This window comes from Burkholderiales bacterium, assembly GCA_035518095.1.
Lineage (GTDB): Bacteria > Pseudomonadota > Gammaproteobacteria > Burkholderiales > JAHFRG01 > JAHFRG01.
This window is the reverse complement of sequence record DATIXX010000029.1, coordinates 1-24388: the sequence shown is the minus strand read 5'-3', so window position 1 is coordinate 24388 and position 24388 is coordinate 1. Positions and strand designations below refer to the sequence as shown.

Here is a 24388-nt window from a genome sequence, read left to right as displayed (position 1 = left end):
GATGACCGGAAATTGCAAATAAAAAAGGCAGGACGTTTGTCCTGCCTTTTGGTACTGACAGACTAGGCTCAGGATTTATTTTCTTCTGGCTTAGACTTTTTCTTCTTGGCGGTTTTTTTACCTTCTTTTTTCTTTTCAGCTTTCTTTTCAGTTTTCTTTTCCATTTTGCCGGGTTGTGCAGCTTCGGTCTTTTCAGTTGCACCCGGAGCGGCAGGCTCTGCGGCAAAGGCGGAAAGGGTTACCGCAGCGAAAATAGCGGCAACCAAACTAGACAGCAATTTACTCATGGTATTTCCTTCCAGTTGTATAGATTATTTACAGGCACAAATGTGCCGCTGGATAATAACGTACAATCCTGCATTGCGTTGACAGTGCCGTTTTTTCTTCATGTCGCTTATTTGAGACGCGCGTATCCCGGCAGGGTGAAAAACTCCACAAATTCGTTATTAGTAGTAATTTCATCGAAAATCCTGGCGGCTTCTTCATAGCGCCCAACCTCGCGAAATTGCTTATCCCCGAGTTCGTCGCGGATTTTCGCGAGTTCCTGCGGTAAAAGCTCCCGGAACAGTTCCTTCGTGACCTTGCGACCATCTTCGAGCACGCCTTTCGGACTCCTGATCCACTGCCAGATCTGTGAGCGTGCGATTTCAGCAGTGGCGGCGTCTTCCATGAGATTGTAGATCGGCACGCACCCGACCCCAGCGAGCCAGGAACCTAAATACTGCAGGCCTACACTGATGTTCATGCGCAAGCCGAGCTCCGTGATCGGTTTCTCCGGTCCAAAAGCAAGAAGATCTGCAGCCTTGACGCGAATATCATCGCGTTGCTTGTCAATCTGATTGGGCTTCGGCATCACCGCATCAAACGATGCTTTCGCAACCGTAACCAGCTTGGGATGCGCAACCCAGGTGCCGTCGTACCCATCTGTGGCTTCGCGGTCCTTGTCCGTACGTACTTTTGCCAGCGCGGCTTGGTTGGCCGCGGCATCGCCCTTGATTGGAATTTGTGCTGCCATGCCGCCCATGGCGTGAGCTCCACGCCTATGGCACGTCTTGATCAGCAGCAACGCATATGCGCGCATGAACGGGCTGGTCATGGTGACATGACTTCGGTCCGCAAGAATGAAATCCGGATCATTGCGGAATTTTTTGATGCAGCTGAAAATATAATCCCACCGCCCGGCGTTGAGCCCGGCTGAGTGCTCCCGCAGTTCGTAGAGAATTTCCTCCATCTCGAAGGCGGCAAGAACGGTTTCAATCAATACCGTGGCTCGGATGGTGCCGCGAGGAATCTCAAACTCGTCCTGCGTCAGGTTAAAAATGTCGTTCCACAACCGTGCTTCCAAGTGACTTTCGATTTTCGGCAAATAAAAGTATGCGCCGGTGTTCCTATTAAGCAGCTCTTTAATGTTGTGAAAAAAGTAAAGCGCGAAATCAAAAATTGCGCCGGAAACCGGTTCACCATCGACCTGCACATGCTTTTCAGGAAGATGCCATCCGCGCGGCCTTACCATAAGCGTCGCGGTCCGTTTGTCGAGCGTATAGCGCTTTCCGCCAGTTGAGGCGTAACTGATGGTGCCGCGTACCGCATCTCGCAGGTTGATTTGTCCCTGAATCATGTTTTCCCAAGTGGGGCTGCAAGCGTCCTCGAAGTCAGCCATGAAAACATTGGCGCCGGAATTCAGAGCATTGATGATCATTTTGCGCTCGACCGGTCCGGTGATTTCTACGCGGCGGTCAAGCAGATCATGCGGCGCTGGTGCGACGCTCCAGCGTTCTTCTCGAATCTGGCGGGTCTGCGGCAAAAAATCGGGGCGTCTGCCTGCGTCGAATTCCGCTTGGCGTGCCTGGCGCGCCTGCATCAATTCACGGCGCCGGCCTTCAAACTTGCGCACCAGCTTAACCAAAAAATTTAATGCTTGAGGCGTAAGGATTTGTGCAAATTCAGGAGTGACTTCGCCTAGAACGGCTATGCCTTCGCCCTGGGCATGAGTATGGCCCATTGATATTCTCCTTTACGTTTTAATTTTACAAACTCCAAATGCGCCGTGTATGGCACGAAAATCGCGAAGCCCTTCGTCGGACTCACGGGCGGATGCTACTGCTTGCTTTAAAGCTAGCCTCCGAAATGCGCTTCTTCGGTTGACCCGGTAAGAGCGGTAACCGATGATTCGCCGCTATGGATTACCTGCGTAACCTGATCGAAATAACCGGTGCCGACCTCACGCTGATGCTTTACAGCTGTAAAGCCCTTTTCGGCGGCCGCGAACTCCTTCTGCTGGAACTCAACAAACGCCGCCATGCCGCGCTGCATATAGCCGTGCGCCAGTTCGAACATGCTGTAGTTCAGAGCATGAAACCCCGCAAGGGTGATGAACTGGAACTTGTATCCCATGGCGCCGAGTTCGCGCTGAAAACGGGCGATCACTGCGTCGTCCAGATGCTTTTTCCAGTTAAACGATGGTGAGCAGTTATAAGCCAGCAGTTTGTTCGGAAACTGTTTGTGTATGGCATCTGCGAATTTCTTTGCAAACTCCAAATCCGGAACGCCGGTTTCACACCATAGCAAGTCGGCATAGGGCGCATACGCGACACCCCGTGATACCGCCTGTTCCAGCCCGTTTTTCACGCGGTAAAAGCCTTCGGAGGTACGTTCCCCGGTGAGGAAGGGTTTGTCATTTTCGTCAACGTCAGATGTAAGCAAATTCGCTCCTTCGGCATCGGTGCGCCCGAACAGCAGAGTAGGTACTCCGAGGATATCGGAGGCCAATCGCGCGGCAACTAGTTTTTGCACCGCCTCTTGAGTAGGAATTAACACTTTACCGCCCATGTGACCGCATTTCTTGACGGAGGCGAGCTGGTCCTCAAAGTGCACGCCTGCAGCGCCTGCCTCGATCATGGATTTCATCAGTTCGAAAGCGTTAAGTACCCCTCCAAAACCCGCTTCGGCGTCCGCGACTATCGGCACGTACCAGTCGATATGGTCCTTTCCCTCGGCATGGTGCAACTGGTCGGCGCGCGTGAACGTATTATTGATGTGCTTTACCACCGCGGGCACGCTGTCAACGGGATAAAGAGATTGATCGGGATACATCTGGCCCGCCAGGTTGGCATCCGCCGCCACTTGCCACCCGGACAAATAAACGGCTTTCAGACCTGCTTTTACCTGCTGCATGGCCTGGTTTCCGGTAAGTGCGCCGAGGGAGTTTACATACGGCTGTTCATTGAGTAGTTTCCATAATTTTTCCGCACCTCGCCTGGCGAGCGTGTGTTCGATATGAACGGTGCCACGCAGCCGCTCTACATCTTCCGCGGTGTAGGGGCGCTTCACGCCTTTCCAGCGCGGATTCTCAGACCATTCTTTTTTGATTCGGGCAATTTCCAGATCATTACTCATAAGATTTCCTAACGTAATTTTATTGGTTGGCATTTGCGGTTGTGGACGGCTGTGACTGCAACAGTCGTGCCTGCGGTAGCATCCTTATTTTGTCAACCCGACTGTCATTACAATAATCCCCGTCATTAAACTAAAGGCCGGTAGGCCAAACCCGCCGTCATCTTACTTCGCAGCGTCACCAGAGGCCGCACCTGGCAAACCTGGACTTGCTGATGCGCATAAGATGCGCGCTAAGTTATGCCGTCAATCGCCAAGCCAAGTGTTTCCTGATATTGGCTTGAGTATAACATGGCAACTGTCAAAATGCACAACAATAGCGCGCACTGCAACACCGTATGCAAATATATTATTAATCAATATAATGTATTAACAATGGCGGCCTTTAACCACGGTCAAACAGCCACTTTTTTGTGCACGGCATAATCGGCATATCTTTATGACCGCCTCGAAATTTTGCCAGTGGACATTTTCTTCTGTACCGTGTTGCCCATGCTCGACTTCGATCGCAGCGCTGTGACGCCGGCAGTTGAATTCTCAGGCCCATAATTTACTTTTTCGCTATTTAAGATCTCCATTTTCCAAATACTAGGTTCACTCTAAATTATCGGCACCACGAACGATCGAACACGCCACAAGTAGTATATTATATAAGACATAAGACCGTCGGCAACACACAGCCGCTTTTTGTCAACAAGGGCATCACATGTATAAGCACATAAAAGTACCGTCGGATGGCGAGGCCATACGGGTCATTGGCGGCAAGTCGTTGAGCGTCCCAGACCGTCCGATCATCCCGTTCATTGAGGGCGACGGTATCGGTGTGGACATTACGCCCGTCATGCGCAAGGTGGTGGATGCTGCGGTGAACAAGGCCTATGGCGGAAAACGCAGAATCATTTGGATGGAGACGTTTGCCGGTGAAAAATCCACGCAGATCTACGGAAGGGATATTTGGCTGCCCGATGAAACTTTGGACGCAGCCCGCAAATACGTGGTTTCGATTAAGGGGCCGCTGACCACTCCAGTAGGCGGCGGTATCCGTTCAATTAATGTGGCGTTGCGCCAAGAACTGGATCTGTATGTCTGCCTGCGTCCGGTGCGATACTTCAGGGGCGTGCCGAGCCCGCTGTTGCATCCCGAGAAAACGAATATGGTGATTTTCCGCGAGAACTCTGAAGATATTTACGCCGGCATCGAATGGGAATCGGAATCGGAGAAGGCGAAGAAAGTGATTAATTTCCTGATCAAGGATATGGGGGTGACGAAAATCCGCTTCCCGGAAACTTCGGGCATCGGCATCAAGCCGGTGTCGCGCGAAGGCACGGAACGACTGGTACGCAAGGCGATTCAATATGCCGTGGACAATCACCGCAAATCGGTAACTCTGGTGCATAAGGGCAACATCATGAAATACACGGAAGGCGCATTCAAGAATTGGGGTTATGCACTTGCACAACGCGAATTCCGCGCGACCGAATTGGATGGCGGTCCCTGGATGAAGCTCGAGAACGCGGGCATCGTGATCAAGGATGTCATTGCCGATGCCTTTATGCAACAAATACTGCTCCGGCCCGACGATTACGATGTCATTGCGACCCTCAATCTGAACGGCGATTACATTTCCGACGCATTAGCAGCTCAGGTCGGCGGTATCGGCATCGCGCCGGGCGCCAACATGAGTGATTCGGTAGCTATGTTCGAAGCCACCCATGGTACTGCGCCCAAATACGCTGGCAAGGATTACGTCAACCCCGGCTCACTGATACTTTCAGCGGAAATGATGCTGCGGCACATGACATGGTTCGAAGCTGCCGATCTCATCATTCATGCAATGGAAGACACCATCAAGGCTAAGACTGTAACTTACGATTTTGCACGGCTCATGGCCGGCGCCACTCAGGTTTCCTGCTCAGGATTTGGCCAGGCCTTGGTCGAGCGCATGGCAACTTAAGCCATAAAAAGCAGACTGCAGGTAATAAAAAAGCCCGCCGATCGGCGGGCTTTTGTAACTGAGTGTGCCTCGGTGCGATTCTAGCCGAGGCAAAAAATTTTTTAAGATATGGTTTGAATGTTCGATGCCTGCTTGCCCTTCGGTCCTTGGGTTACTTCGAAGGACACTTTTTGCCCTTCTTTCAGGGTCTTAAATCCATTCATGTTGATTGCAGAGAAATGCGCAAATAAGTCTTCGCTGCCATCATCAGGGGTGATAAACCCATAACCTTTTGAATCATTAAACCACTTAACTGTACCAGTTGCCATTTTGCTTCCTTGAAAAAAATTAACGGGCTCAAACCCGAACGCTGTTTGAGAATCAAGACCGCAAACGGTTAAACCGGTACTGCAGCTAACTTGAAGCCAAACATCCGAATCTGCTTTTTACGCTAATTCAAGTGCCTAAGTCAAGCGTTTAGGTAAAATATTTTTGCCATGCACTTGAAAGATTGCGGGCAATCGGCATACATTATTATTGAGTAGATGATGTATAGCGCTTTAGACTAGGTATGAAATGGCTACCCGGCAACGCGAAGACACTGTACTAGAGGTCAAAAAGAGCAAACTCAAGCCGCCCCCGATGTTTAAGGTTTTGCTACTTAACGATGACTACACACCTATGGATTTTGTAGTAGCAGTATTACAGACGATATTTACGATGAATCGTGAACAGGCCACGCAAATAATGCTCAAAGTACACAGGGAGGGGATGGGGGTATGTGGTGTGTATCCCAAAGACGTTGCGGCAACCAAAGTCGAACAAGTGGTAGCGTTTGCCAAGCAGCACCAGCATCCGTTACAGTGTGTCATGGAACAAACATGAGATTGGAGAAAGATTAAATGATTGCTCAGGAGCTCGAGGTCAGCCTTCACATGGCGTTCGTGGAAGCGCGCCAGAAGCGACACGAGTTCATCACCGTGGAACATTTGCTGTTAGCCTTGCTTGACAACCCCACTGCCTCGGAAGTTTTGCGGGCGTGCGCGGTCAACATCGAGGACCTGCGCAAACTGCTTATCGATTTTGTTATGGAGCATACTCCAAAGGTGAGCGGGGATGTGGATACTCAACCGACATTAGGCTTCCAGCGGGTGATTCAGCGCGCCATTCTGCACGTGCAATCATCGGGCAAGAAGGAGGTTACCGGAGCCAACGTACTGGTGGCGATCTTCGGCGAAAAGGATTCGCATGCCGTGTATTTCCTGCACCAAAAAGGTGTAACCCGGCTTGACGTTGTGAACTACATTTCTCATGGTATCACCAAAGTTCCGCAGAGCAGCTCCGCGAACAAGGCGGATAGCGAAGTGGAGACGGAGCAGGAACCTGGCCCCGGCGGAGCACTGGAAAATTACACAATGAATTTGAACGCCCTGGCGTTGGCCGGCAAAATTGATCCTTTGATCGGCCGCGAGCGCGAGCTCGAGCGCGTGGTGCAGACGCTATGCCGGCGTCGCAAAAACAATCCGCTCCTGGTTGGTGAAGCAGGTGTGGGCAAAACTGCGATTGCCGAAGGCTTGTCCCGGCGCATCATCGAAGGCGACGTGCCCGACGTGCTGAAGCGCAGCCAGGTTTACGCGTTGGACATGGGCGCACTGCTTGCCGGGACCAAGTACCGCGGCGATTTCGAGCAGCGACTCAAGGCGGTTCTGAAGCAGTTGCTTGACAATCCAAATGCCATACTATTCATAGACGAAATTCATACACTGATTGGAGCGGGCGCCGCTTCAGGCGGGACGTTGGATGCTTCCAACCTGCTTAAGCCCGCGCTGAACCAGGGACAGTTGAAATGCATCGGAGCTACTACGTATAACGAATACCGCGGTGTTTTCGAAAAGGATCACGCGCTGTCGCGCCGCTTCCAAAAAATAGATGTGGTGGAGCCGAGCATTGACGAGACCGTGGCAATCCTGCGTGGATTAAAGTCGCGGTTTGAATCGCACCACGGCGTGAAATATACCGCAGCTGCACTCAGCAGTGCCGCCGAGCTGTCAGCGCGCTATATCAACGACCGCCACTTGCCGGACAAGGCAATAGACGTGATCGACGAAGCGGGGGCGGCTCAGAAAATACTACCTAAATCCAAGCAAAAAAAGATCATTACCAAACACGAAATTGAGGAGATCATCGCGAAAATCGCGCGCATCCCGCCGCAGAATGTTTCCACAGATGACCGCACCGCTCTCAGAAATCTCGATCGGGATTTGAAAGCGGTGGTTTTCGGTCAGGACCAGGCGATAGACGCGCTCGCGGCCGCGATCAAGATGGCGCGGAGCGGTCTTAGTAATCCGCAAAAGCCGATCGGTTCGTTCCTGTTCTCCGGCCCTACCGGAGTAGGGAAAACCGAGGTCGCGCGCCAGCTGGCCTACATCATGGGTGTCGAGCTGATCCGTTTTGATATGTCCGAATACATGGAACGCCACGCAGTTTCGCGCCTGATCGGCGCGCCGCCGGGTTATGTGGGTTTTGACCAGGGCGGCTTACTCACTGAAGCAATTACCAAGCATCCGTATGCGGTGCTCTTGTTGGATGAAATCGAAAAAGCCCATCCCGACATCTTCAATATACTTTTGCAGGTAATGGATCATGGCACGCTCACCGATAATAACGGGCGCAAAGCGGATTTCCGGAACGTAATTATCATAATGACCACGAATGCCGGAGCGGAGTCCCTATCCAAGACTGCCATCGGCTTCACTCCGAGCAAACACGCTGGCGACGAGATGGTGGAAATCAAACGGCTGTTTACTCCGGAATTCAGGAATCGGCTGGATGCTACCATCTCATTTGCCGCGTTGGACCATGAGGTAATTCTACGGGTAGTGGATAAATTCCTGATGCAGCTCGAAGAGCAGTTGCAGGAGAAAAAAGTCGATGCGCACTTTACCGACGCGCTGAAGAATTACCTAGCCAAACGGGGTTTCGATCCGATAATGGGCGCGCGGCCCATGGCTCGGTTGATTCAGGACGTCATCCGCAGCGCGCTTGCCGATGAGCTTCTATTTGGCAAACTCTGCAACGGCGGCAAAGTGACAGTCGATATTGACGAACAGGAAAAAATACAATTGATCTTTGTTGATCAGGCCGAAAGCGTAGTTTAGTCCGCGATCTCCACCATAGGTTCCCCTGACGCGGTCCCTGTGTACGTCTCCTAAGCAAGCCCCGCGCGCCAAATTTGCAATGGTCGAGCAGGAGCAGTTGTGAATTCAAACCTCTTGCGCCGTGCTGCAACCGTAATGTTTGCCGCGATATGCGCAACGAGGCCCGCAGTGGCCGCAGCGGATTCAAATTACCCGCGTGACCTCGCGTCGGGTTGCGCGAACTGCCACGGCACCAACGGCAAAAGTGTCGGCATAGTCCCGCCGCTCGCCGGACTCGATAGGGACTATATCGTGCTTCAAATGCAGGATTTCAAACGCGGCCGAAGGCCGTCCACCGTCATGCATCAAATTGCCAAAGGATACAGCGATGAGCAGATCGAGTTGATGGCCGAATATTTCGCGGCGCAGAAATAGGAAAAACCTTGACATTATCAAGACGTCAATTCATTAAATGGGCTTCCGCGTCGGCCGCGTTCAGTGCAGCGACTTTCCCGGGCTTGGTAAGCTTTGGGAAGGGCGCCTCACCACATGTGGTTGTGATCGGCGGCGGTTATGCCGGGGCGACCGCAGCAAAATATATTAAACTTTGGGGGTCCCATATCGATGTGACGTTGGTCGAAAGCGACCCTGAATTTATTTCGTGCCCACTGTCAAACCTCGTGCTCGGTGGCAGCAAGTCCATCCGAGAGCTTACGGTGGGCTACGAGGGATTGGCCCGCCATCAGGCGCAGGTGGTACATGACGAAGCGCGTTCGATAGATGTGCGAAAGCGCACTGTGCAATTAGCGCACGGTGGCAACCTGAGCTATGACCGCGTGATTGTGGCTCCCGGCGTTCATTTCATGTATGAACGGATACCCGGGCTTAATTCCCCTGACGCGCAGAAGCGGGTGCTGCACGCCTGGAACGCGGGCGCGCAAACCGTTGCATTGAGAAAACAACTCGAGGCGATGCCCGACGGTGGAGTATACGCACTGTGCATTCCCGAGTCCCCATACCGCTGCCCGCCCGGTCCGTATGAGCGCGCGTGTCAAGTGGCGTATTATTTCAAGACACACAAGCCACGCTCAAAAGTACTGGTTCTGGATGCCAACGAAGACGTGCAGTCTGAAAAGGAGCTGTTTACCGCGGCATGGGCGGAACGGTATTCAGGTATAGTTGAATACCGTCCTAACAGCGTTTTGGTGGACGTAGACGTCGGTACGCTTACCGCCAAGCTGGAATTTGAAAACGTTAAAGCAGCTGTACTCAATGTCGTGCCGCCGCAGCGCGCGGGCATTATTGCGCAAAGCGCTGGATTGATAACGACCAACAACCGCTGGTGCGACGTCGATTTCTTGACCTATGAATCTACTGTTCACAAAAATATTCACGTACTGGGAGACGCCATTCTCGCTGCTCCGGCCATGCCAAAATCAGGGCATATGGCAAACCAGCAGGCCAAAGTATGCGCCGCCGCAGTGGTGGCTTTGCTTAGCGACCAGCCGATCAACGAGCGGCCGATGATGAATAATGCCTGCTACAGCTTCATTTCTGATCGCGAAGCGGCGCACCTGGTTTCGGTGCACGAATATGACCCGAAAAAGAAAACCATGCTGGTGGTGGCGGGCAGCAGTGGGCGGTCTGCTGCAGCTTCCGTGCTTGAGGGAAACTACGGCTGGGGATGGGCGCAGAATATTTGGGCGGATATGCTCGCCTGATGGAACTAGCGCTTAAACGGGCTATGCTCAGTGAGCTCGTCGATATAGTGCGCGATACCGCTCGTTTCTTCGTCCAAATATTTTTCAATTGCCTGGGCGAATTGCGGATGGGCCAGCCAATGAGCGGACCAAGTTTTTACCGGCAGAAAACCGCGCGCCAGTTTGTGTTCGCCCTGCGCGCCGCCTTCAAAAAAGCGTATACCGCGCGCGATGCAGAACTCGATCGATTGGTAATAACAGGTTTCAAAATGCAGACCCGGCACAAACTCCAGCGCTCCCCAATAGCGCCCATATAAGCGCTCGCGGCTTTGAAAATTGAGCGCGGCCGCCAGCCGTTCACCATCTCGCCGCGCAATAATCAACAACAAGTGCTGCGGTATTGTTTCTCCCAGCCGTATGAAAAACTCCAAATTAAGATATGGCGTGGAAAAGTGTTCCTGATAGGTGCGGTTATAGCAGGTAGTAAAAAATTTCCAGTCGGCTGCGCCGATAGCGAATCCTTCCAGCCACTCGCAGGTGATTCCGCTTTCCCGCAACTTGCGGCGCTCGAGCCGGATGTTGTTTCTTTTGCGGTGATTGAGTGTTTCGAGAAACTCGTCAAAATTTCGGTAACCGGGATTTTGCCAGTGAAACTGTACCCCTTCCCTTAACAGCAGGCCGAGTGATTCCATATGCCGCGCATCCGCGTCCTGCGGAAACAGGCAGTGCAGCGAGGATGCGCCTGATTCTCGCCCAAGCTTCAAGGCCGCATTCAGCATCAGCGATTTTTGCTCAACAGTTTTTGCTAACAGGCGTTTTCCAGTAATCGGTGTGAACGGCACTGCGCAAAGCAGCTTGGGGTAATAACAATGGCCGGAGCGCCGGTAAGCGTCCGCCCACGTCCAATCGAAAACATATTCACCGTAGGAATGTGTTTTCAAATAGAGCGGCATTGCGCCAGCCAGCCTGTCGTTTTGCCAGAGCGTGATAAAACGCGGGTTCCAGCCGGTTTGTGGGCACGCACACCCCGTTTCGTGCAACGCGCTGAAATATTCGTGGCACAGAACAGGGACGTCGCCTGCCAGTTGATTCCAGCTTTGAGCCGGAATTTCACGCAGCGTGTCAAGAATTCTGATTTTATGCAAACCGTTCATGACAATTGCTTTGACAAGCAAATTCAGCGGATGGATGCATCCGGGGGTAAAAGTCCGGTGTCGTCAATGAGCTTTTTGTCATTTTTGGGTCGAATTCGTTGAGCTGTTGGATGACATCCGCTACCTTGTCCGTTTGGTTAAGGCGGTGGTACGCCATCCCCATTTCGTATTTTGGATATGGGCTCACCGGTTGTAATTTGGCCGCTTCACGAAATGCATTGATCGCTTGGGTGTCCTGCTTCAATACGACAAACGCTAACCCCATGCCGAACCACGCGCGATCAATCGTAGGCTCGAGAGCCAAGGCTTGCCGAAATATATCTATCGCGCGGCCGTAGTTCTGCTGTTTTTCCTAAACATAGCCAAGATTGAATAGGGCCTTGGCGTCCTGAGGATTAATACTCAGGGCATCCTCGAAATAGCGTGCCGCTACCGAATACTGCTGTAGTGATGCATATATAAAGCCCAGGCTCACTAACCCGCGGTGAAACCGGGAATTGATATTGAGCGATAAATGCAGCGCTTCCGCAGCCCTGTGATAGTTATCGAACATTAGAAAAAAACGCGCGCCGTAATATTGCCACAACCATTCTTCAAAAAATTTCATGTTAAGCTCATTGGCTTCATTTTGATTGTTGGGGGGACCAAGCGTGGTTGGATTAGTTAAATATTGTGGCGGCTCGGTTCCTGTGGCGCAAGAGAAAAATGTTATATTGGCGCAATGAGAATTGCAGTTGCTCAACTCAACGCTACAGTCGGTGATCTTTCCGGCAACGCAGCGAAAATTTTGAGCTTCGCTGATCAAGCAAAGGCAGGTAAAGCAAGCATCATGGTGGCGCCTGAATTAAGCCTTTCCGGCTATCCGCCGGAAGACCTGCTGTTGCGCGACGATTTTTATCGCGCAACCCAGGAAGCGTTGAACGAACTGGTGGAAAAAGTGCACGGCATCGCCGTAATCGTGGGCCACCCGCATGCAGTGGGCGAAAAGCGCTACAACGCTGCCTCGGTAATCAGGGACGGAAAAATCATCGCAACCTATCATAAACTCCGACTCCCGAATTACACCGTGTTCGACGAACAACGCTATTTTATGCCGGGAAGCGAAGCCTGTGTGTTTGAGTTGGAGCACGTACGTTTCGCGATGAATATCTGTGCCGACATTTGGGAACCAGACGCAGCGCAACTTGCCAAGCGCGCGGGTGCACAAGTGCTTTTAGTGCTAAATGCCTCGCCCTATCACATGAACAAGCAATCCACGCGCTACAAAGTGGTGGAGGAACGTGTGCGTGAAACCGGTTTGGCAGTTATTTATGTCAATTTGGTCGGCGGGCAGGATGAGCTTGTATTCGACGGTGCTTCATTCGTGGTGAATCAGCAAGGTAAGCTCACGCACCAATTCCCGGCATTTCGCGAGGGGTTATATTGGGTAACGCTCGACAATCGAACTCCCAAGCCAGGTGACAAGGCTCCGGCGCAGACGTTGGAGGCCACCGTATATCAAGCGCTATGCCTCGGGGTGCGCGATTATGTTACGAAAAACAATTTTTGTGGCGCACTGGTAGGAATATCAGGTGGCGTGGATTCTGCATTGACGCTCGCGATTGCGGCTGATGCTCTGGGAGCGGACAAGGTGCACGCGGTGATGATGCCTTCACCCTACACCGCTGAAATAAGCTTGGAGGATTCGCGAAGCATTGCCCGAAACCTGGGCGTGCACTATAAGGAGATTCCGATAAAATCGATTTTTGACCAGTTCCTCGGCGCATTAGCGTCCGAGTTTGTCGGCCTGCCCATTGACGCCAGCGAAGAAAATATACAGGCGCGTATTCGCGGCACTTTGCTCATGGCACTTTCCAACAAATTTGGCGCGATTGTACTTACCACCGGCAATAAAAGCGAAATCGGGGCGGGTTACGCGACGCTCTATGGCGATATGGCAGGTGGGTTCGCGGTGCTAAAGGATATCGCCAAGACTATGGTGTACCGGCTTGCGCGCTATCGCAACAGCGTTTCCCAGGTGATTCCAGCGCGTGTTCTGGAGCGCGCCCCTACTGCCGAACTTAAGCCCAATCAAACAGACCAAGACAACCTGCCGCCCTATGATACTTTGGATGCCATCATGGAAGCCTATGTGGAGCAGGATTTGAGCCCGGCGGAAATTATCCGCCGCGGCTTCAGCGCAAATGACGTGCAACGGGTGGTGGGGCTTATTAAAGGCAGTGAGTACAAGCGCCGTCAATCTCCTGTCGGCATTCGCATTACCCACCGCGGGTTCGGCAAAGACTGGCGCTATCCGATTACTTCCAAGTACCGGGATATTTGATACGTTTTGGGGTGGTCGCGGCGTTCTTTTATGGTGTTGTTGGCACTATACTTAGCACCCATCTTAGCAATTGGAGAATATCAATGAAAAAAATCGAAGCAGTGATTAAACCTTTCAAGCTTGATGAAGTGCGCGAGGCCTTGTCTGCAATCGGGGCAAGCGGGCTTACCGTCACCGAAGTGAAAGGATTCGGAAGACAGAAAGGCCATACTGAGCTTTATCGCGGCGCCGAATATGTGGTGGATTTTCTGCCGAAGGTGAAAATCGAGGTGGTGGTGCCGGAGAAACTTGTTGATGCGGCCATCGAAGCAATTGTGAAAACTGCGCGCACCGGCAAAATCGGCGACGGCAAAATTTTTGTAACTTCAGTGGAGCAGGTCGTGCGTATCCGCACTAACGAAACCGGCGAGGCGGCCATTTGACGAGTTTGGTATTTGGCGGTCAGCGGTGAAAATATGTCCCTTTTCGCGTCATGCTCGATCTTCACGCCTTGAGCAACACGGTCATTGCGCCGCTTCCGCCATCTACTGGACGTGCTTCGCAGTACGCTAAAATTTCCTCGCGCTGCGAAAGCCAGGCACGCACCTTGTATTTCAGAACAGGTTCGCGGTTTTTCGAGCGCAAGCCCTTGCCATGAATGACACGCACACAGCGCAGACCGCGTTTTCTGCTTCTCTTCAGAAATGCAACCAAACTTGACAGCGCCTCATCGCTGGTGTGCCCGTGCAAATCCAGCTCGTCCTGTACCGCCCAGTGACCCCGGCGCAATTGTTTTAGAATTTGCCGCGACAATCCAGGCCGCAGAAAAGAATCCTCGTCCTGGAAATCGTGAGGTGGCACCCAGTCTGAGAGTGATTCGGATAGCGCGGCTTGTTCATCGCGCAGGCTTTGCAAGGGCAAAGGAGGCGCTGGAATTGCCGCCGCGTGCACGCGTCCGCTGTGAGGTAAGGGCTTGACGCCTTCCACTGCCTGTCGAAACAAATTCTTTTCCTCTTCCGACAAGGGCGGCGCGCTGCTCGGAACGCGTTTGCGGGTTTTCATGAGGCAAGTTCGTCCAGATATTTTTCCGCATCGAGCGCTGCCATGCAGCCGGAACCTGCACTGGTTACGGCTTGGCGGTAAACGTGATCCTGTACATCGCCGGCTGCAAACACTCCCGGAACACTGGTTGCCATGGCATTGCCCTGACTTCCGCCACGGGTAACGATGTAGCCATTCACCATCTCCAGCTGCTCCTTGAACATTTCGGTGTTAGGCGTGTGTCCGATTGCGATAAACACGCCCCGAATATCAAGGTTTGTAATAGCGCCGTTCTTGACGTTTTTAACCCGCACCCCGTTCACGCCGGTGTTGTCCCCCAGCACTTCCTCCAGCACGTGGTTCCAGGTGATCGTCACATTGCCGCTGCGGGCCTTTTCCATGAGTTTATCAATCAGAATTTTTTCTGCGCGAAATTTATCGCGCCGGTGAATAACCGTCACTCTTTTAGCGATATTCGACAAATACAGCGCTTCTTCCACGGCGGTATTGCCTCCGCCGACCACCGCAACGTGCTGCCCCTTGTAGAAAAAACCGTCGCAAGTTGCGCAGCCTGAGACGCCCCTGCCCATGTAGGCTTGTTCCGACGCAAGGCCCAGGTATTTGGCAGACGCGCCGGTGGCGATGATCAGCGCATCGCACGTGTAGCTACCTTCGTCGCCGACAAGCCTGAACGGTTTTTCGGCGAGCTTCACGGTATGAATATGATCGAAAATAACTTCGGTTTCGAAGCGTCGCGCGTGCTTTAGAAAGCGCTCCATCAATTCCGGGCCCTGTACGCCTGCTGGATCTGCCGGCCAGTTGTCGACATCGGTGGTCGTCATGAGTTGTCCCCCTTGCGCCAATCCGGTAATCAACACGGGTCTAAGGTTGGCGCGCGCAGCGTAAACAGCAGCGGTATATCCCGCCGGCCCGGATCCCAAAATCAATAAACGGCAGTGCTTGGAAGTCATCATGTATTGTGAATTCTAGTTCGAATTGCATGGCAAAAATGGATTGACTGAGAATGCGCCGGTTCTCGAGCGAAGCGGCGTTCACGAGCGGCCAATACAATTTGCGCGAATTTAACAGCAATAGCCAACGCTGTCGAGCGACGCTTTCGGTCAGAAGTGATGCCTTTTTAGGGCTTATTGTCTTATAATCACTACGCTACGAAACATGGGCGATAGGAGGCTTAGTGGCGCAAGCACGAATAATAATGTATTCCTGCCTTGGATTGGCTTTGATAGCAACTGGCGCCGCAGCGAAGGAACCTAAACCCCCGCCCCCAGCACGTTTTGATATCACCCGTTTTATCGTCGAAGGCAACACCTTGCTGAAATCCAGCGAAGTCGAAAAAATCGTTTCGCGGTATACGGGCAAACAAAAAGATATAACCGATGTACAGCGGGCGCAAGAGGCGCTACAGAATGCCTATGAGAAAAAAGGCTACCGCGCGGTAAAAGTAATTCTCCCCGAGCAGGTGGTGAACAAGGGCGTGGTACGGCTCAAGGTCATCGAAGCGCGCATCGGGTTGATTACCATACAAGGCAACGAGCACCATGACGATGAAAATGTACGCGGGAGCCTACCCCACCTAAAGCAAGGTTCCGCGCCCAATGCGCGCGATATCGCTGCTGATCTTCGAGTGGCGAATGAAAATCCGTCAAAGCAAACCGCGGTGCTGTTCAAATCCAGCAAGGAACCTGGCGACGTTGATGCCACCATTAAAGTCACAGACGAAAAACCGTGGAAGGTGTTTGCCTACGGCGACAACACCGGGGACAGTCAGACCGGCACCTATCGCGTGGGCGCCGGCTTCCAGATCTCAAATCTTTTCAATATGGATAATGTTTTCACTTTCCAGGGCCAGACATCGCCCGACCATGCAGACAGCGTAAAAATCTTCGGCGGCAGCTACCACGTTCCGCTTTATCGGCTGGGTGATTCCATCGATATCATCGCAGGGTATTCCGATGTTAACTCCGGCACGGTTCAGAATCTGTTTAACGTGAGCGGTAGCGGCACCATCGTTTTGCTGCGCTATAATAATTTGCTGCCCAGAGTCGGGGAAATTTACGAGCAAAAATTATCCTACGGATTGAACTACGAGGCGTTCAAGAATAATGTGATTACGTCCGGAACGACAATTTCAGTGATTCCCAACATTTCGGTGCACCCCGCGAGCGTCACCTATTTCGGTAACTGGCATCTACCGACTACCGAGGTCGCATTTAATGCCGGTTACTCGATGAATATACCGGGAGGCGGCAGTGGCAACCAAGCGGCTTTCCAGGCGGCGCGCGCCGGCGCCACCGATACCTATCACATCGTCGGGTTTGGCTTGGCCGGGCTTCAGACATTGCCGTATGATTTCCAATTCCGCGCGGCGTTTAACGGACAGCTGACCCGGGATGCACTCGTCCCCGGTGTGCAGTATGGCATCGGGGGATTCAACAGCGTGCGCGGTTTCCACGAGCGTGAAATAATCGACGATGCGGGCTACCAAGGAACGGTGGAAGCCTATTCGCCCGACCTCAGCGGCCAGTTGCAGCTGCCGGACGTGCACACGCGTTTACTCCTTTTTTACGACTACGGTGATGTGTGGCGCAACCATGCTTTGCCCGGTGAAATAACAAACCAGTTTATTTCCAGCACGGGCTTCGGGGTCCGCCTCGACCAAAAACATTTCGCAGTGCGTGCCGATTTTGCTACAGTGCTTCACCCGGGCGGCAGCGAAACAAGCTGGAGTAAGCGCGCGCATGTCGGAATAGTTTTTGTCTATTAGCATTAGAACATGCTAGGCTAGTCTAAACTTTAGCGGATTAACGTCATGAATACATCTGTAAATGAGCTACTAGGAAATGTTCCGTTGTTTTCGGGCTTGCAGGCAGAGGAGCTCACAGCGATGGGGCGCGTGGCTGTGGCTAGAAATTTTGCCAAGCACGCCATTATCTTGCACGAGGGTGACAAGACCGATGCGCTGTATGTCATCGCCTCCGGCAAGGTGAAGGTCGTATTGAGCACTGGCGGTGGCAAAGAAGTCATACTGGCTATTTTGGGCAAAAGCGAATTTTTCGGAGAAATGGCGCTGCTGGACCAACAGCCCCGCTCGGCCGATGTGGTTGCCATGGAGCCGACCCAACTATATGCGATTTCAAAAGGGGATTTCGTTAACTGTCTCGCCCACAATCCGCAAATGGCGTTCAAGATCATTCAGGGGCTGATTCAGAGGCTGCGCAGCGCCGATAGAAAAATCCAAAGTCTGGCGTTGATGGATGTTTACGGCAGGGTAGCAAGAACCCTGCTTGAATTGGCCAAACCGGAGGACGGCAAGTTGATCGTCGGCGAAAAACTCTCGCAACAAGACCTTGCGGACATGATCGGTGCATCACGTGAGATGGTAAGCCGCATATTGAAAGATCTCGCACTCTCCGGCCATATACGTTTCGAAGCCAGAAGAATCATAGTCAACGAAGGGATGCCGGGAAAGACCGCAAGCGCTTCGAAAGTGTGACCCCAGCAGGGCCGGGTTGAAGCCGAACGCCTAGATATCATCATCGAGTTTGAAAAAGACCGGGCCTTCAAGCTGGCGGCGCTGCCACTCGGGCAGGGAGTATTGTTCAATGCTCGGGCATAAATTACCCTGCGTCGTGCGTTCAACTTGATATAATCGGAACTGCAAGTTGAGTTTGCAAGGCAAGGATGCTTTCCCCCCACAACAGATCCAAATCGGACGCGCGCAAACCGCTGCCGCCCAAGATTGCGGCGCTACTGCGTGAATCATGGTGGCTGGCACTGGTCGCCGCGGCGCTGTACGTTGCGCTGGTGCTGACAAGCTACGACAAGCTTGACCCCGCTTGGTCACAATTCAGCCAGGTTACCGAGGTGCACAACTTGGGGGGTCGTTTTGGCGCTTGGCTTGCCGATATTCTGCTTTATCTCTTCGGAATCTCCGCTTATTGGTGGGTCGTGTTTCTTCTGTTCGCCACCTGGTGGGGTTACAAACGCATTGACAGTGTGGGACTCAGTGATCGCCGCTCGTTTGTCGTTGCCGCGTGCGGGTTTGTCATTCTGCTCATTGCCAGCAGCGGAATGGAAGCATTGCGCTTCTACAGCATTAAAGCGGTGCTGCCTCTCGCACCCGGAGGCATGCTGGGTGGAATAATCAGCAAGGCTGCAGTTACTGCTTTGGGATTTATCGGAGGCACCCTAATTCTGCTGACGCTGATAGCCATAGGCCTTACTCTATTTAGCGGGCTCTCCTGGATCAAGCTGTTCGAGGGTGTGGGAGGTTTAATTGAAGATGGCTACTTGTTCGTTATCCATTCGTTGCGCAACTGGCGCGATAGGCGCGTAGGCAAGGAGGCGTTGAGCCGGCGCGAGGTGTTCGTTGAAGTGGAAAAGAGACGCTTCGAGGACCACCAGCCGCTTCACATCGAACCGCCGGTTGCAGAAATTCCGAAGTCCTCGCGCGCCGAGCGCGAGAAGCAGGTGCCGCTGTTCGAAGACCTGCCGGACACGCCCTTGCCGCCATTACACCTGCTCGACAAGGCGGGCGAGGAAGTTGAGGCGTTGTCTGCCGACACGCTGGAATTCACCTCGCGACTTATTGAGAAAAAACTGCTGGATTTTGGCGTGGAGGCGAAGGTAATCGCGGCATATCCGGGCCCGGTAATCACGCGCTTCGAGATTGAGCCCGCGGTCGGAGTAAAAGGCAGCCAGATCGTTAATCTAGTGAAGGACCTCGCGCGAGCGTTGTCTGTGGTGAGCATTCGCGTGGTGGAGACCATTCCGGGCAAGGCCTGCATGGGTCTTGAAATTCCCAATCCCGAGCGTCAGGTGGTCCGGCTTTCGGAAATCCTGAGCTCCCAGGCCTACGCCGAGATGACATCGCCGCTAACCCTCGCGTTGGGCAAGGATATCAGCGGGCACCCGGTGGTTGCCGACCTCGCCAGGATGCCGCATATACTGGTCGCGGGCACGACCGGCTCTGGCAAATCCGTGGCAATCAACGCCATGATATTGAGCCTTGTATACAAGGCATCGCCAGCCCAAGTGCGCATGATATTGATTGACCCCAAGATGCTGGAGCTTTCGGTGTACGAAGGAATCCCGCATTTGCTTGCGCCGGTAGTGACGGATATGAAGCAGGCGGCCAATGCGCTGCTCTGGTGCGCAGGCGAAATGGATAGGCGCTTCAGGCTGATGTCAAACCTGGGCGTGCGCAACATTGCGGGATATAACCAGAAAGTCCGCGACGCGCAAAAAGCCGGGGCGCCGCTCACCAATCCGTTCACTGTTACCCCGAATAATCCCGAGCGCCTTGAACAAATGCCGCTGATTGTACTGGTTATTGACGAATTGGCGGATCTGATGATGGTGGTGGGCAAGAAAGTTGAAGAATTGATCGCCCGCCTTGCGCAGAAAGCGCGCGCCGCAGGCGTGCACTTGATATTGGCAACGCAAAGACCCTCGGTGGACGTGATCACCGGACTTATCAAGGCGAATATACCGAGCCGCATCGCTTTCCAGGTTTCTGCTAAGGTGGATTCGCGCACCATACTCGATCAGGTGGGAGCAGAGGCGTTGCTCGGCCAAGGGGACATGCTTTATCTGCCGCCGGGGTTGGGCTATCCACAGCGGGTGCACGGTGCGTATGTCTCAGACCAAGAAATGCACAAGGTAGTAAATTATTTGAAAGCACTGGGCGCGCCGCAGTACGTGGACGACGTATTGGAAGGCCAGGAGGCGGATTTGTACGACGAAGCCTCCGGTTCTGTTTCGGAATCCGATCCGCTTTATGATGAAGCGGTGGCAATCGTTTTAAAATCGCGCCGCGCATCGATTTCGCTGGTGCAGCGGCACTTGCGCATCGGTTACAATCGCGCTGCGCGATTGATCGAACAGATGGAGCGGGGAGGTCTGGTTTCCGGCATGCAGAGCAACGGCAATAGGGAAGTATTGGCGCCCGCGGGCGATTCGGCGGCGTACTCTTCCCGCAAGCCGGCATTCTAAACACGGGATGGTGGTAGATAAATGTCATGAATAGTTCTCTTTCGACGACCATCATCACGCTCAAACGCGACGCGGTGGCCGATACCCAGGGGCTGCGGAAGGATTAATGAAAAAAGCCGGTATTGCCGCCGCCTTACTTTTCGCGCTTGGCGGCTTGTCTCCGGCAGACGCTTCGAGCATTGATAGGTTAAAAGAGTTTATCCGGCATACCACCACGGGGAAGGCGCAATTCAACCAGGAACTCCTGGATAAGAACGGCCGCAGCGTACAGAAATCGAACGGCACCATGGAGTTCTCGCGTCCCGGCAAATTCCGCTGGAGTTACCAAAAACCCTACGCGCAGCTAATCGTGGGCGATGGCGAAAAACTCTGGGTATACGATCCGGAACTGAATCAGGTTACTGTCAAAAAACTTGATCAAGCGTTGGGCCAAAGCCCGGCCGCATTGCTTGCCGGCAGCAATGAAATCGAAAAGGAGTTTAACCTTAAGGATGACGGCACTCAAAACGGTCTGGAGTGGCTGCAAGCGTTGCCGAAAACGGAAGATGCGTCATTCGAGAGCATACGCATGGGATTCGATAAATCCGGCCTGCAGGTCATGGAACTGCGTGATCGCTTCGGACAAACCACCATTTTGCATTTCTCTGAATTGGAGCTAAATCCCCGCTTGAGCCCAAAATTGTTTGAATTCACTCCTCCAAAGGGTGCTGATATTGTCGGTGAGTAATTTGTTCGAGCGAAAAGTGCCTGCCGCGCCGTTGGCCGATCGCCTGCGCCCGCAGCGTCTTGAAGACGTGATCGGTCAAACGCATCTGCTTGGCAAAGGCAAACCGTTACGGCTGGCGTTCGAATCCGGCAAGCCGCATTCGATGATACTATGGGGGCCGCCGGGGTCCGGGAAAACGACGCTGGCGCGGCTGATGGCCAGCATTTTCAATGCCGAATTTATTGCTCTGTCCGCGGTGCTTGCCGGCGTCAAGGATATCCGCGAGGCAGTTGAAAGAGCCGAGTTCGTCCTGCAACAGTCCGGACGCCATACCATATTATTTATTGACGAGGTGCACCGCTTTAACAAAGCACAGCAGGACGCGTTCCTGCCTTTTGTAGAACAAGGGCTGGTCACATTTGTAGGCGCTACCACCGAGAATCCGTCGTTCGAAGTCAACAGCGCTCTGCTTTCCCGCGCTGCAGTCTACGTGTTGCACCCGCTGAGCGATGAGGAGTTGGAGATTTTGTTCGAACGCGCGCGAAAACTCGCCATTCCAAGCGCGAGCTTTAGCCCGGAAGCAAAGTCTCTGCTGATCGGCTACGCGGATGGCGACGCCAGACGACTGCTCAACATGCTGGAGCATCTAGCTACCGCCGTTGAGCAGAATCAAACTACGCAGATCGGCGCGCAATATATCCAAAATGTGCTGGCGCAAAGTGTCAGAAGGTTTGACAAAGGCGGGGACGCATTTTATGACCAGATTTCCGCCCTGCATAAATCGGTGCGGGGCTCGAATCCCGACGCGTCTCTCTACTGGATGTGCCGTATGTTGGACGGTGGGGCGGATCCACGCTATATCGGCAGGCGGCTGGTACGCATGGCGGCGGAAGACGTGGGCCTGGCAGATCCTCGTGCCTTGCGAATTGCCTTGGACGCTTGCGAAGTGTATGAGCGCCTGGGTAGTCCCGAAGGCGAGCTTGCGCTGGCCGAGGCAGTGATTTACCTTGCGTGCACCGCCAAGAGCAACTCCGTGTACACCGCGTTCAGCGACGCGCGCCACTTTATCGGCGCAGACAAATCGCGGCCGGTTCCCGAGCATTTACGCAACGCGCCGACCAAGTTAATGAAGGACATGGGCTTTGGCAAGGATTACCGCTACGCGCACGATGAACCGGAAGCCTACGCCGCCGGAGAAAATTATTTTCCGGCCGGCATGCCGGCGCAGACCTTCTATCATCCCACGGACCGCGGACTTGAAGCGAAGATTGCGGAACATTTAAAGCGTTTAAGCGAGCTCGACAAAAAAGCGAAAAAGCCTTAGCTGCTCACTACCACGGCTAAATACGGATTATTAACTATGCTTGACCCGCAATTGCTCCGCAGCAGTATCGAAACCGTAGCGAAAAAGCTTCGAGATACTCGCAATTTTCCTTTTGATGTCGAAATCTATCATAAGCTCGAAAAGGAGCGAAAGGACAAACAGATTCGGAAGGAAGAATTAGAAGCTCATCGAAATACGACATCCACGCAAGCGTTCAATGCAAAGAAGCAAGGCGACTTAGCAAAGTTTTCTGAACTTGTGCAAGAGGTCAACTCCGAGGCCGAGGAACTTAAGGCTCGGGAAATCGAGCTAGCCGAAATTAACGCCAAACTTGACGACCTTCTGCTCAATATTCCAAACATTCCTCATGAGAGCGTGCCTTTCGGCAAATCTTCGGAAGACAATACCGAGCTAAGGAGGGTAGGCTCGCCGCGCAATTTCAGTTTTCGCATAAAGGACCACGTGGATTTAGGAGATGGTTTGAAACAGCTTGATTTCACCGCGGCAAGCAAGATTAGCGGCGCACGCTTTGTATTAATGAAGGCAGGCTTGGCGCGTCTGCATCGGGCGATTGCCCAGTTCATGCTTGACGTGCACACCAACGAGCATAATTACACTGAAGTTTATGCGCCTTACTTGGTGAATGCAGAAAGCATGCGAGGCACCGGCCAGCTGCCGAAGTTTGAGGAAGATCTGTTCGGCGTATTTCCCGGCGGATCTTTCTTGCAAAGTTTACCAAACGAGGCTACGGCTGACCTGCTTAAGAATCGCCTATATTTGATACCCACCGCGGAAGTGCCGGTAACCAACATAGTTCGAGATGAAATCCTACCGCTGGAAAGTCTCCCTCTCAAATTTGTTTGCCACTCGCCCTGTTTTCGCAGCGAGGCCGGTTCCTATGGCAAAGATACGCGCGGAATGATTCGCCAACATCAGTTCGACAAGGTTGAACTGGTGCAGGTCGTGCATCCAGCGAAATCCTATCAGGCACTGGAGGAACTTACGGGACACGCTGAAGCTATTCTGAAGAAATTGGAACTGCCTTATCGCCTTGTGACGTTGTGCACCGGCGATATGGGTTTTGCTGCGGCCAAGACCTACGACATCGAAGTCTGGCTGCCTGGACAGAACGCCTACCGAGAAGTATCTTCATGTAGCAATTTCGAAGCGTTCCAGGCGCGGCGCATGCGGGCGCGCTTTCGCAACGAGAAGGGCAAAACAGAGCCGGTGCACACACTGAATGGCTCGGGACTTGCAGTGGGGCGCACGCTGATCGCGGTCATGGAGAATTATCAAAACTCCGGCGGAGGAATCGAAATCCCCGCTGCCCTAAAGCCTTATATGGGTGGACTGAAATCCATCGAACCCGCGAAATAGCCAAGCGTAAAAAAATTGCGAATTGATGCTAGAATGCCGCGCTACCGGAGAGGTGCCGGAGTGGTCGAACGGGCCGGTCTCGAAAACCGGTATACGCGCAAGCGTATCGTGGGTTCGAATCCCACCCTCTCCGCCAGCTAGTCTGCAGCTTTTCTTCTCTCTCTTGGTTCTGGTGCAACAACATCAAGGAGCATTGGGAGCGTAAACTGATTGGGTTCGTCCTCGGAGCCCGCTATGACTTCCTCGAGCAGCCTCAATATCCTTTTCAAGTACCGGCACTTTAACCGCGAGATCATTATCCTGTGC

Annotated in this window: 22 protein-coding genes and 1 tRNA gene; 14 read left to right on the top strand and 9 right to left on the bottom strand. The window is 53.1% G+C overall.

From position 1 onward, the window contains the following. Window positions 1-68: 68 nt before the first annotated feature. From VLV32_05500 to aceA, 3 genes are all read right to left on the bottom strand, one after another. Entirely contained in the window at window positions 69-287 is a 219-nt protein-coding gene (locus VLV32_05500; protein ID HUL41343.1) for a hypothetical protein, read from the bottom strand. 107 nt (window positions 288-394) lie between these two features. Further along, on the bottom strand, window positions 395-2002 hold the full coding sequence (aceB, locus tag VLV32_05495; GenBank protein ID HUL41342.1) for a malate synthase A: 1608 nt from the start codon (window positions 2000-2002) through the stop codon (window positions 395-397). Between the two features lie 113 nt (window positions 2003-2115). Beyond that, window positions 2116-3396 (bottom strand): isocitrate lyase, encoded by a 1281-nt coding sequence (gene aceA, locus VLV32_05490; protein HUL41341.1) that lies wholly within the window; start codon window positions 3394-3396, stop codon window positions 2116-2118. A gap of 703 nt (window positions 3397-4099) precedes the next feature. Here aceA and icd point away from each other — a divergent pair. Then, window positions 4100-5347, top strand: coding sequence for an NADP-dependent isocitrate dehydrogenase (icd, locus tag VLV32_05485; GenBank protein HUL41340.1), 1248 nt, complete (start codon window positions 4100-4102; stop codon window positions 5345-5347). 101 nt (window positions 5348-5448) lie between these two features. On the opposite strand, the gene VLV32_05480 is transcribed toward icd, so the two are convergent. Continuing rightward, a complete protein-coding gene (locus VLV32_05480) occupies window positions 5449-5655 on the bottom strand; it encodes a cold-shock protein (protein ID HUL41339.1) in 207 nt (68 codons plus the stop codon). Between the two features lie 247 nt (window positions 5656-5902). On the opposite strand from VLV32_05480, the gene clpS reads away from it, so the two are divergent. From clpS to VLV32_05460, 4 genes are all read left to right on the top strand, one after another. Continuing rightward, a complete protein-coding gene (gene clpS / locus VLV32_05475) occupies window positions 5903-6211 on the top strand; it encodes an ATP-dependent Clp protease adapter ClpS (GenBank protein HUL41338.1) in 309 nt (102 codons plus the stop codon). 17 nt (window positions 6212-6228) lie between these two features. Continuing rightward, entirely contained in the window at window positions 6229-8484 is a 2256-nt protein-coding gene (gene clpA / locus VLV32_05470; protein HUL41337.1) for an ATP-dependent Clp protease ATP-binding subunit ClpA, read from the top strand. Between the two features lie 99 nt (window positions 8485-8583). Further along, window positions 8584-8898: a cytochrome c gene (locus VLV32_05465; protein HUL41336.1), complete on the top strand. Its 315-nt coding sequence runs from the start codon at window positions 8584-8586 to the stop codon at window positions 8896-8898. A gap of 83 nt (window positions 8899-8981) precedes the next feature. After that, the gene (locus tag VLV32_05460) at window positions 8982-10184 is read left to right on the top strand and encodes an FCSD flavin-binding domain-containing protein (protein HUL41335.1); all 1203 of its coding nucleotides are present in this window, start codon (window positions 8982-8984) and stop codon (window positions 10182-10184) included. A gap of 5 nt (window positions 10185-10189) precedes the next feature. Here the strand turns inward: VLV32_05460 and VLV32_05455 are convergent, their stop codons facing one another. The 3 genes from VLV32_05455 to VLV32_05445 are packed head-to-tail and all read right to left on the bottom strand — an operon-like array spanning window position 10190 to window position 11924. Further along, the gene (locus VLV32_05455) at window positions 10190-11317 is read right to left on the bottom strand and encodes a GNAT family N-acetyltransferase (GenBank protein ID HUL41334.1); all 1128 of its coding nucleotides are present in this window, start codon (window positions 11315-11317) and stop codon (window positions 10190-10192) included. Continuing rightward, window positions 11301-11621 (bottom strand): hypothetical protein, encoded by a 321-nt coding sequence (locus VLV32_05450; protein HUL41333.1) that lies wholly within the window; start codon window positions 11619-11621, stop codon window positions 11301-11303. Before VLV32_05450 ends, VLV32_05455 begins: the two co-directional genes overlap by 17 nt. Before the next feature lie 48 nt (window positions 11622-11669). After that, entirely contained in the window at window positions 11670-11924 is a 255-nt protein-coding gene (locus VLV32_05445) for a tetratricopeptide repeat protein (GenBank protein HUL41332.1), read from the bottom strand. Window positions 11925-12038: 114 nt separating this feature from the next. Between VLV32_05445 and VLV32_05440 the strand changes: the two genes are divergently transcribed. Continuing rightward, window positions 12039-13640, top strand: a complete 1602-nt coding sequence (locus tag VLV32_05440) for an NAD+ synthase (protein ID HUL41331.1) — start codon at window positions 12039-12041, stop codon at window positions 13638-13640. An 83-nt stretch (window positions 13641-13723) separates the two neighbouring features. Beyond that, window positions 13724-14062: a P-II family nitrogen regulator gene (locus VLV32_05435; GenBank protein HUL41330.1), complete on the top strand. Its 339-nt coding sequence runs from the start codon at window positions 13724-13726 to the stop codon at window positions 14060-14062. Window positions 14063-14123: 61 nt separating this feature from the next. On the opposite strand, the gene VLV32_05430 is transcribed toward VLV32_05435, so the two are convergent. Both VLV32_05430 and trxB read right to left on the bottom strand, forming a co-directional pair. After that, entirely contained in the window at window positions 14124-14681 is a 558-nt protein-coding gene (locus VLV32_05430; protein ID HUL41329.1) for a Smr/MutS family protein, read from the bottom strand. Beyond that, window positions 14678-15634, bottom strand: a complete 957-nt coding sequence (trxB, locus tag VLV32_05425; protein ID HUL41328.1) for a thioredoxin-disulfide reductase — start codon at window positions 15632-15634, stop codon at window positions 14678-14680. The genes VLV32_05430 and trxB overlap by 4 nt, the downstream gene beginning before the upstream one ends. A 242-nt stretch (window positions 15635-15876) precedes the next feature. Here trxB and VLV32_05420 point away from each other — a divergent pair, with 242 nt between their 5' ends. The 7 genes from VLV32_05420 (at window position 15877) to VLV32_05390 (ending at window position 24218) form a co-directional block, all read left to right on the top strand. Continuing rightward, window positions 15877-17445: a ShlB/FhaC/HecB family hemolysin secretion/activation protein gene (locus VLV32_05420; protein ID HUL41327.1), complete on the top strand. Its 1569-nt coding sequence runs from the start codon at window positions 15877-15879 to the stop codon at window positions 17443-17445. A 45-nt stretch (window positions 17446-17490) separates the two neighbouring features. Then, window positions 17491-18174, top strand: coding sequence for a Crp/Fnr family transcriptional regulator (locus VLV32_05415; protein ID HUL41326.1), 684 nt, complete (start codon window positions 17491-17493; stop codon window positions 18172-18174). A gap of 188 nt (window positions 18175-18362) precedes the next feature. After that, on the top strand, window positions 18363-20675 hold the full coding sequence (locus VLV32_05410; protein HUL41325.1) for a DNA translocase FtsK 4TM domain-containing protein: 2313 nt from the start codon (window positions 18363-18365) through the stop codon (window positions 20673-20675). Between the two features lie 106 nt (window positions 20676-20781). Next, complete coding sequence (lolA, locus tag VLV32_05405) at window positions 20782-21402, top strand: outer membrane lipoprotein chaperone LolA (GenBank protein HUL41324.1); 621 nt, start codon at window positions 20782-20784, stop codon at window positions 21400-21402. Then, window positions 21395-22705, top strand: a complete 1311-nt coding sequence (locus VLV32_05400) for a replication-associated recombination protein A (protein ID HUL41323.1) — start codon at window positions 21395-21397, stop codon at window positions 22703-22705. The genes lolA and VLV32_05400 overlap by 8 nt, the downstream gene beginning before the upstream one ends. Window positions 22706-22741: 36 nt before the next feature. Beyond that, a complete protein-coding gene (gene serS, locus VLV32_05395; protein ID HUL41322.1) occupies window positions 22742-24082 on the top strand; it encodes a serine--tRNA ligase in 1341 nt (446 codons plus the stop codon). A 46-nt stretch (window positions 24083-24128) separates the two neighbouring features. Next, window positions 24129-24218: transfer RNA gene (locus VLV32_05390), tRNA-Ser, on the top strand. The last annotated feature ends 170 nt before the right edge of the window (window positions 24219-24388 follow it).

Bases quoted from the DNA above. Each gene is read 5' to 3' on its own strand.
- VLV32_05500 (HUL41343.1), bottom strand. From the start codon at position 287: ATGAGTAAATTGCTGTCTAGTTTGGTTGCCGCTATTTTCGCTGCGGTA.
- aceB (HUL41342.1), bottom strand. From the start codon at position 2,002: ATGGGCCATACTCATGCCCAGGGCGAAGGCATAGCCGTTCTAGGCGAA.
- aceA (HUL41341.1), bottom strand. From the start codon at position 3,396: ATGAGTAATGATCTGGAAATTGCCCGAATCAAAAAAGAATGGTCTGAG.
- icd (HUL41340.1), top strand. From the start codon at position 4,100: ATGTATAAGCACATAAAAGTACCGTCGGATGGCGAGGCCATACGGGTC.
- VLV32_05480 (HUL41339.1), bottom strand. From the start codon at position 5,655: ATGGCAACTGGTACAGTTAAGTGGTTTAATGATTCAAAAGGTTATGGG.
- clpS (HUL41338.1), top strand. From the start codon at position 5,903: ATGGCTACCCGGCAACGCGAAGACACTGTACTAGAGGTCAAAAAGAGC.
- clpA (HUL41337.1), top strand. From the start codon at position 6,229: ATGATTGCTCAGGAGCTCGAGGTCAGCCTTCACATGGCGTTCGTGGAA.
- VLV32_05455 (HUL41334.1), bottom strand. From the start codon at position 11,317: ATGAACGGTTTGCATAAAATCAGAATTCTTGACACGCTGCGTGAAATT.
- VLV32_05445 (HUL41332.1), bottom strand. From the start codon at position 11,924: ATGAAATTTTTTGAAGAATGGTTGTGGCAATATTACGGCGCGCGTTTT.
- VLV32_05440 (HUL41331.1), top strand. From the start codon at position 12,039: ATGAGAATTGCAGTTGCTCAACTCAACGCTACAGTCGGTGATCTTTCC.
- VLV32_05435 (HUL41330.1), top strand. From the start codon at position 13,724: ATGAAAAAAATCGAAGCAGTGATTAAACCTTTCAAGCTTGATGAAGTG.
- VLV32_05430 (HUL41329.1), bottom strand. From the start codon at position 14,681: ATGAAAACCCGCAAACGCGTTCCGAGCAGCGCGCCGCCCTTGTCGGAA.
- trxB (HUL41328.1), bottom strand. From the start codon at position 15,634: ATGATGACTTCCAAGCACTGCCGTTTATTGATTTTGGGATCCGGGCCG.
- VLV32_05420 (HUL41327.1), top strand. From the start codon at position 15,877: ATGTATTCCTGCCTTGGATTGGCTTTGATAGCAACTGGCGCCGCAGCG.
- VLV32_05415 (HUL41326.1), top strand. From the start codon at position 17,491: ATGAATACATCTGTAAATGAGCTACTAGGAAATGTTCCGTTGTTTTCG.
- VLV32_05410 (HUL41325.1), top strand. From the start codon at position 18,363: ATGCTTTCCCCCCACAACAGATCCAAATCGGACGCGCGCAAACCGCTG.
- lolA (HUL41324.1), top strand. From the start codon at position 20,782: ATGAAAAAAGCCGGTATTGCCGCCGCCTTACTTTTCGCGCTTGGCGGC.
- serS (HUL41322.1), top strand. From the start codon at position 22,742: ATGCTTGACCCGCAATTGCTCCGCAGCAGTATCGAAACCGTAGCGAAA.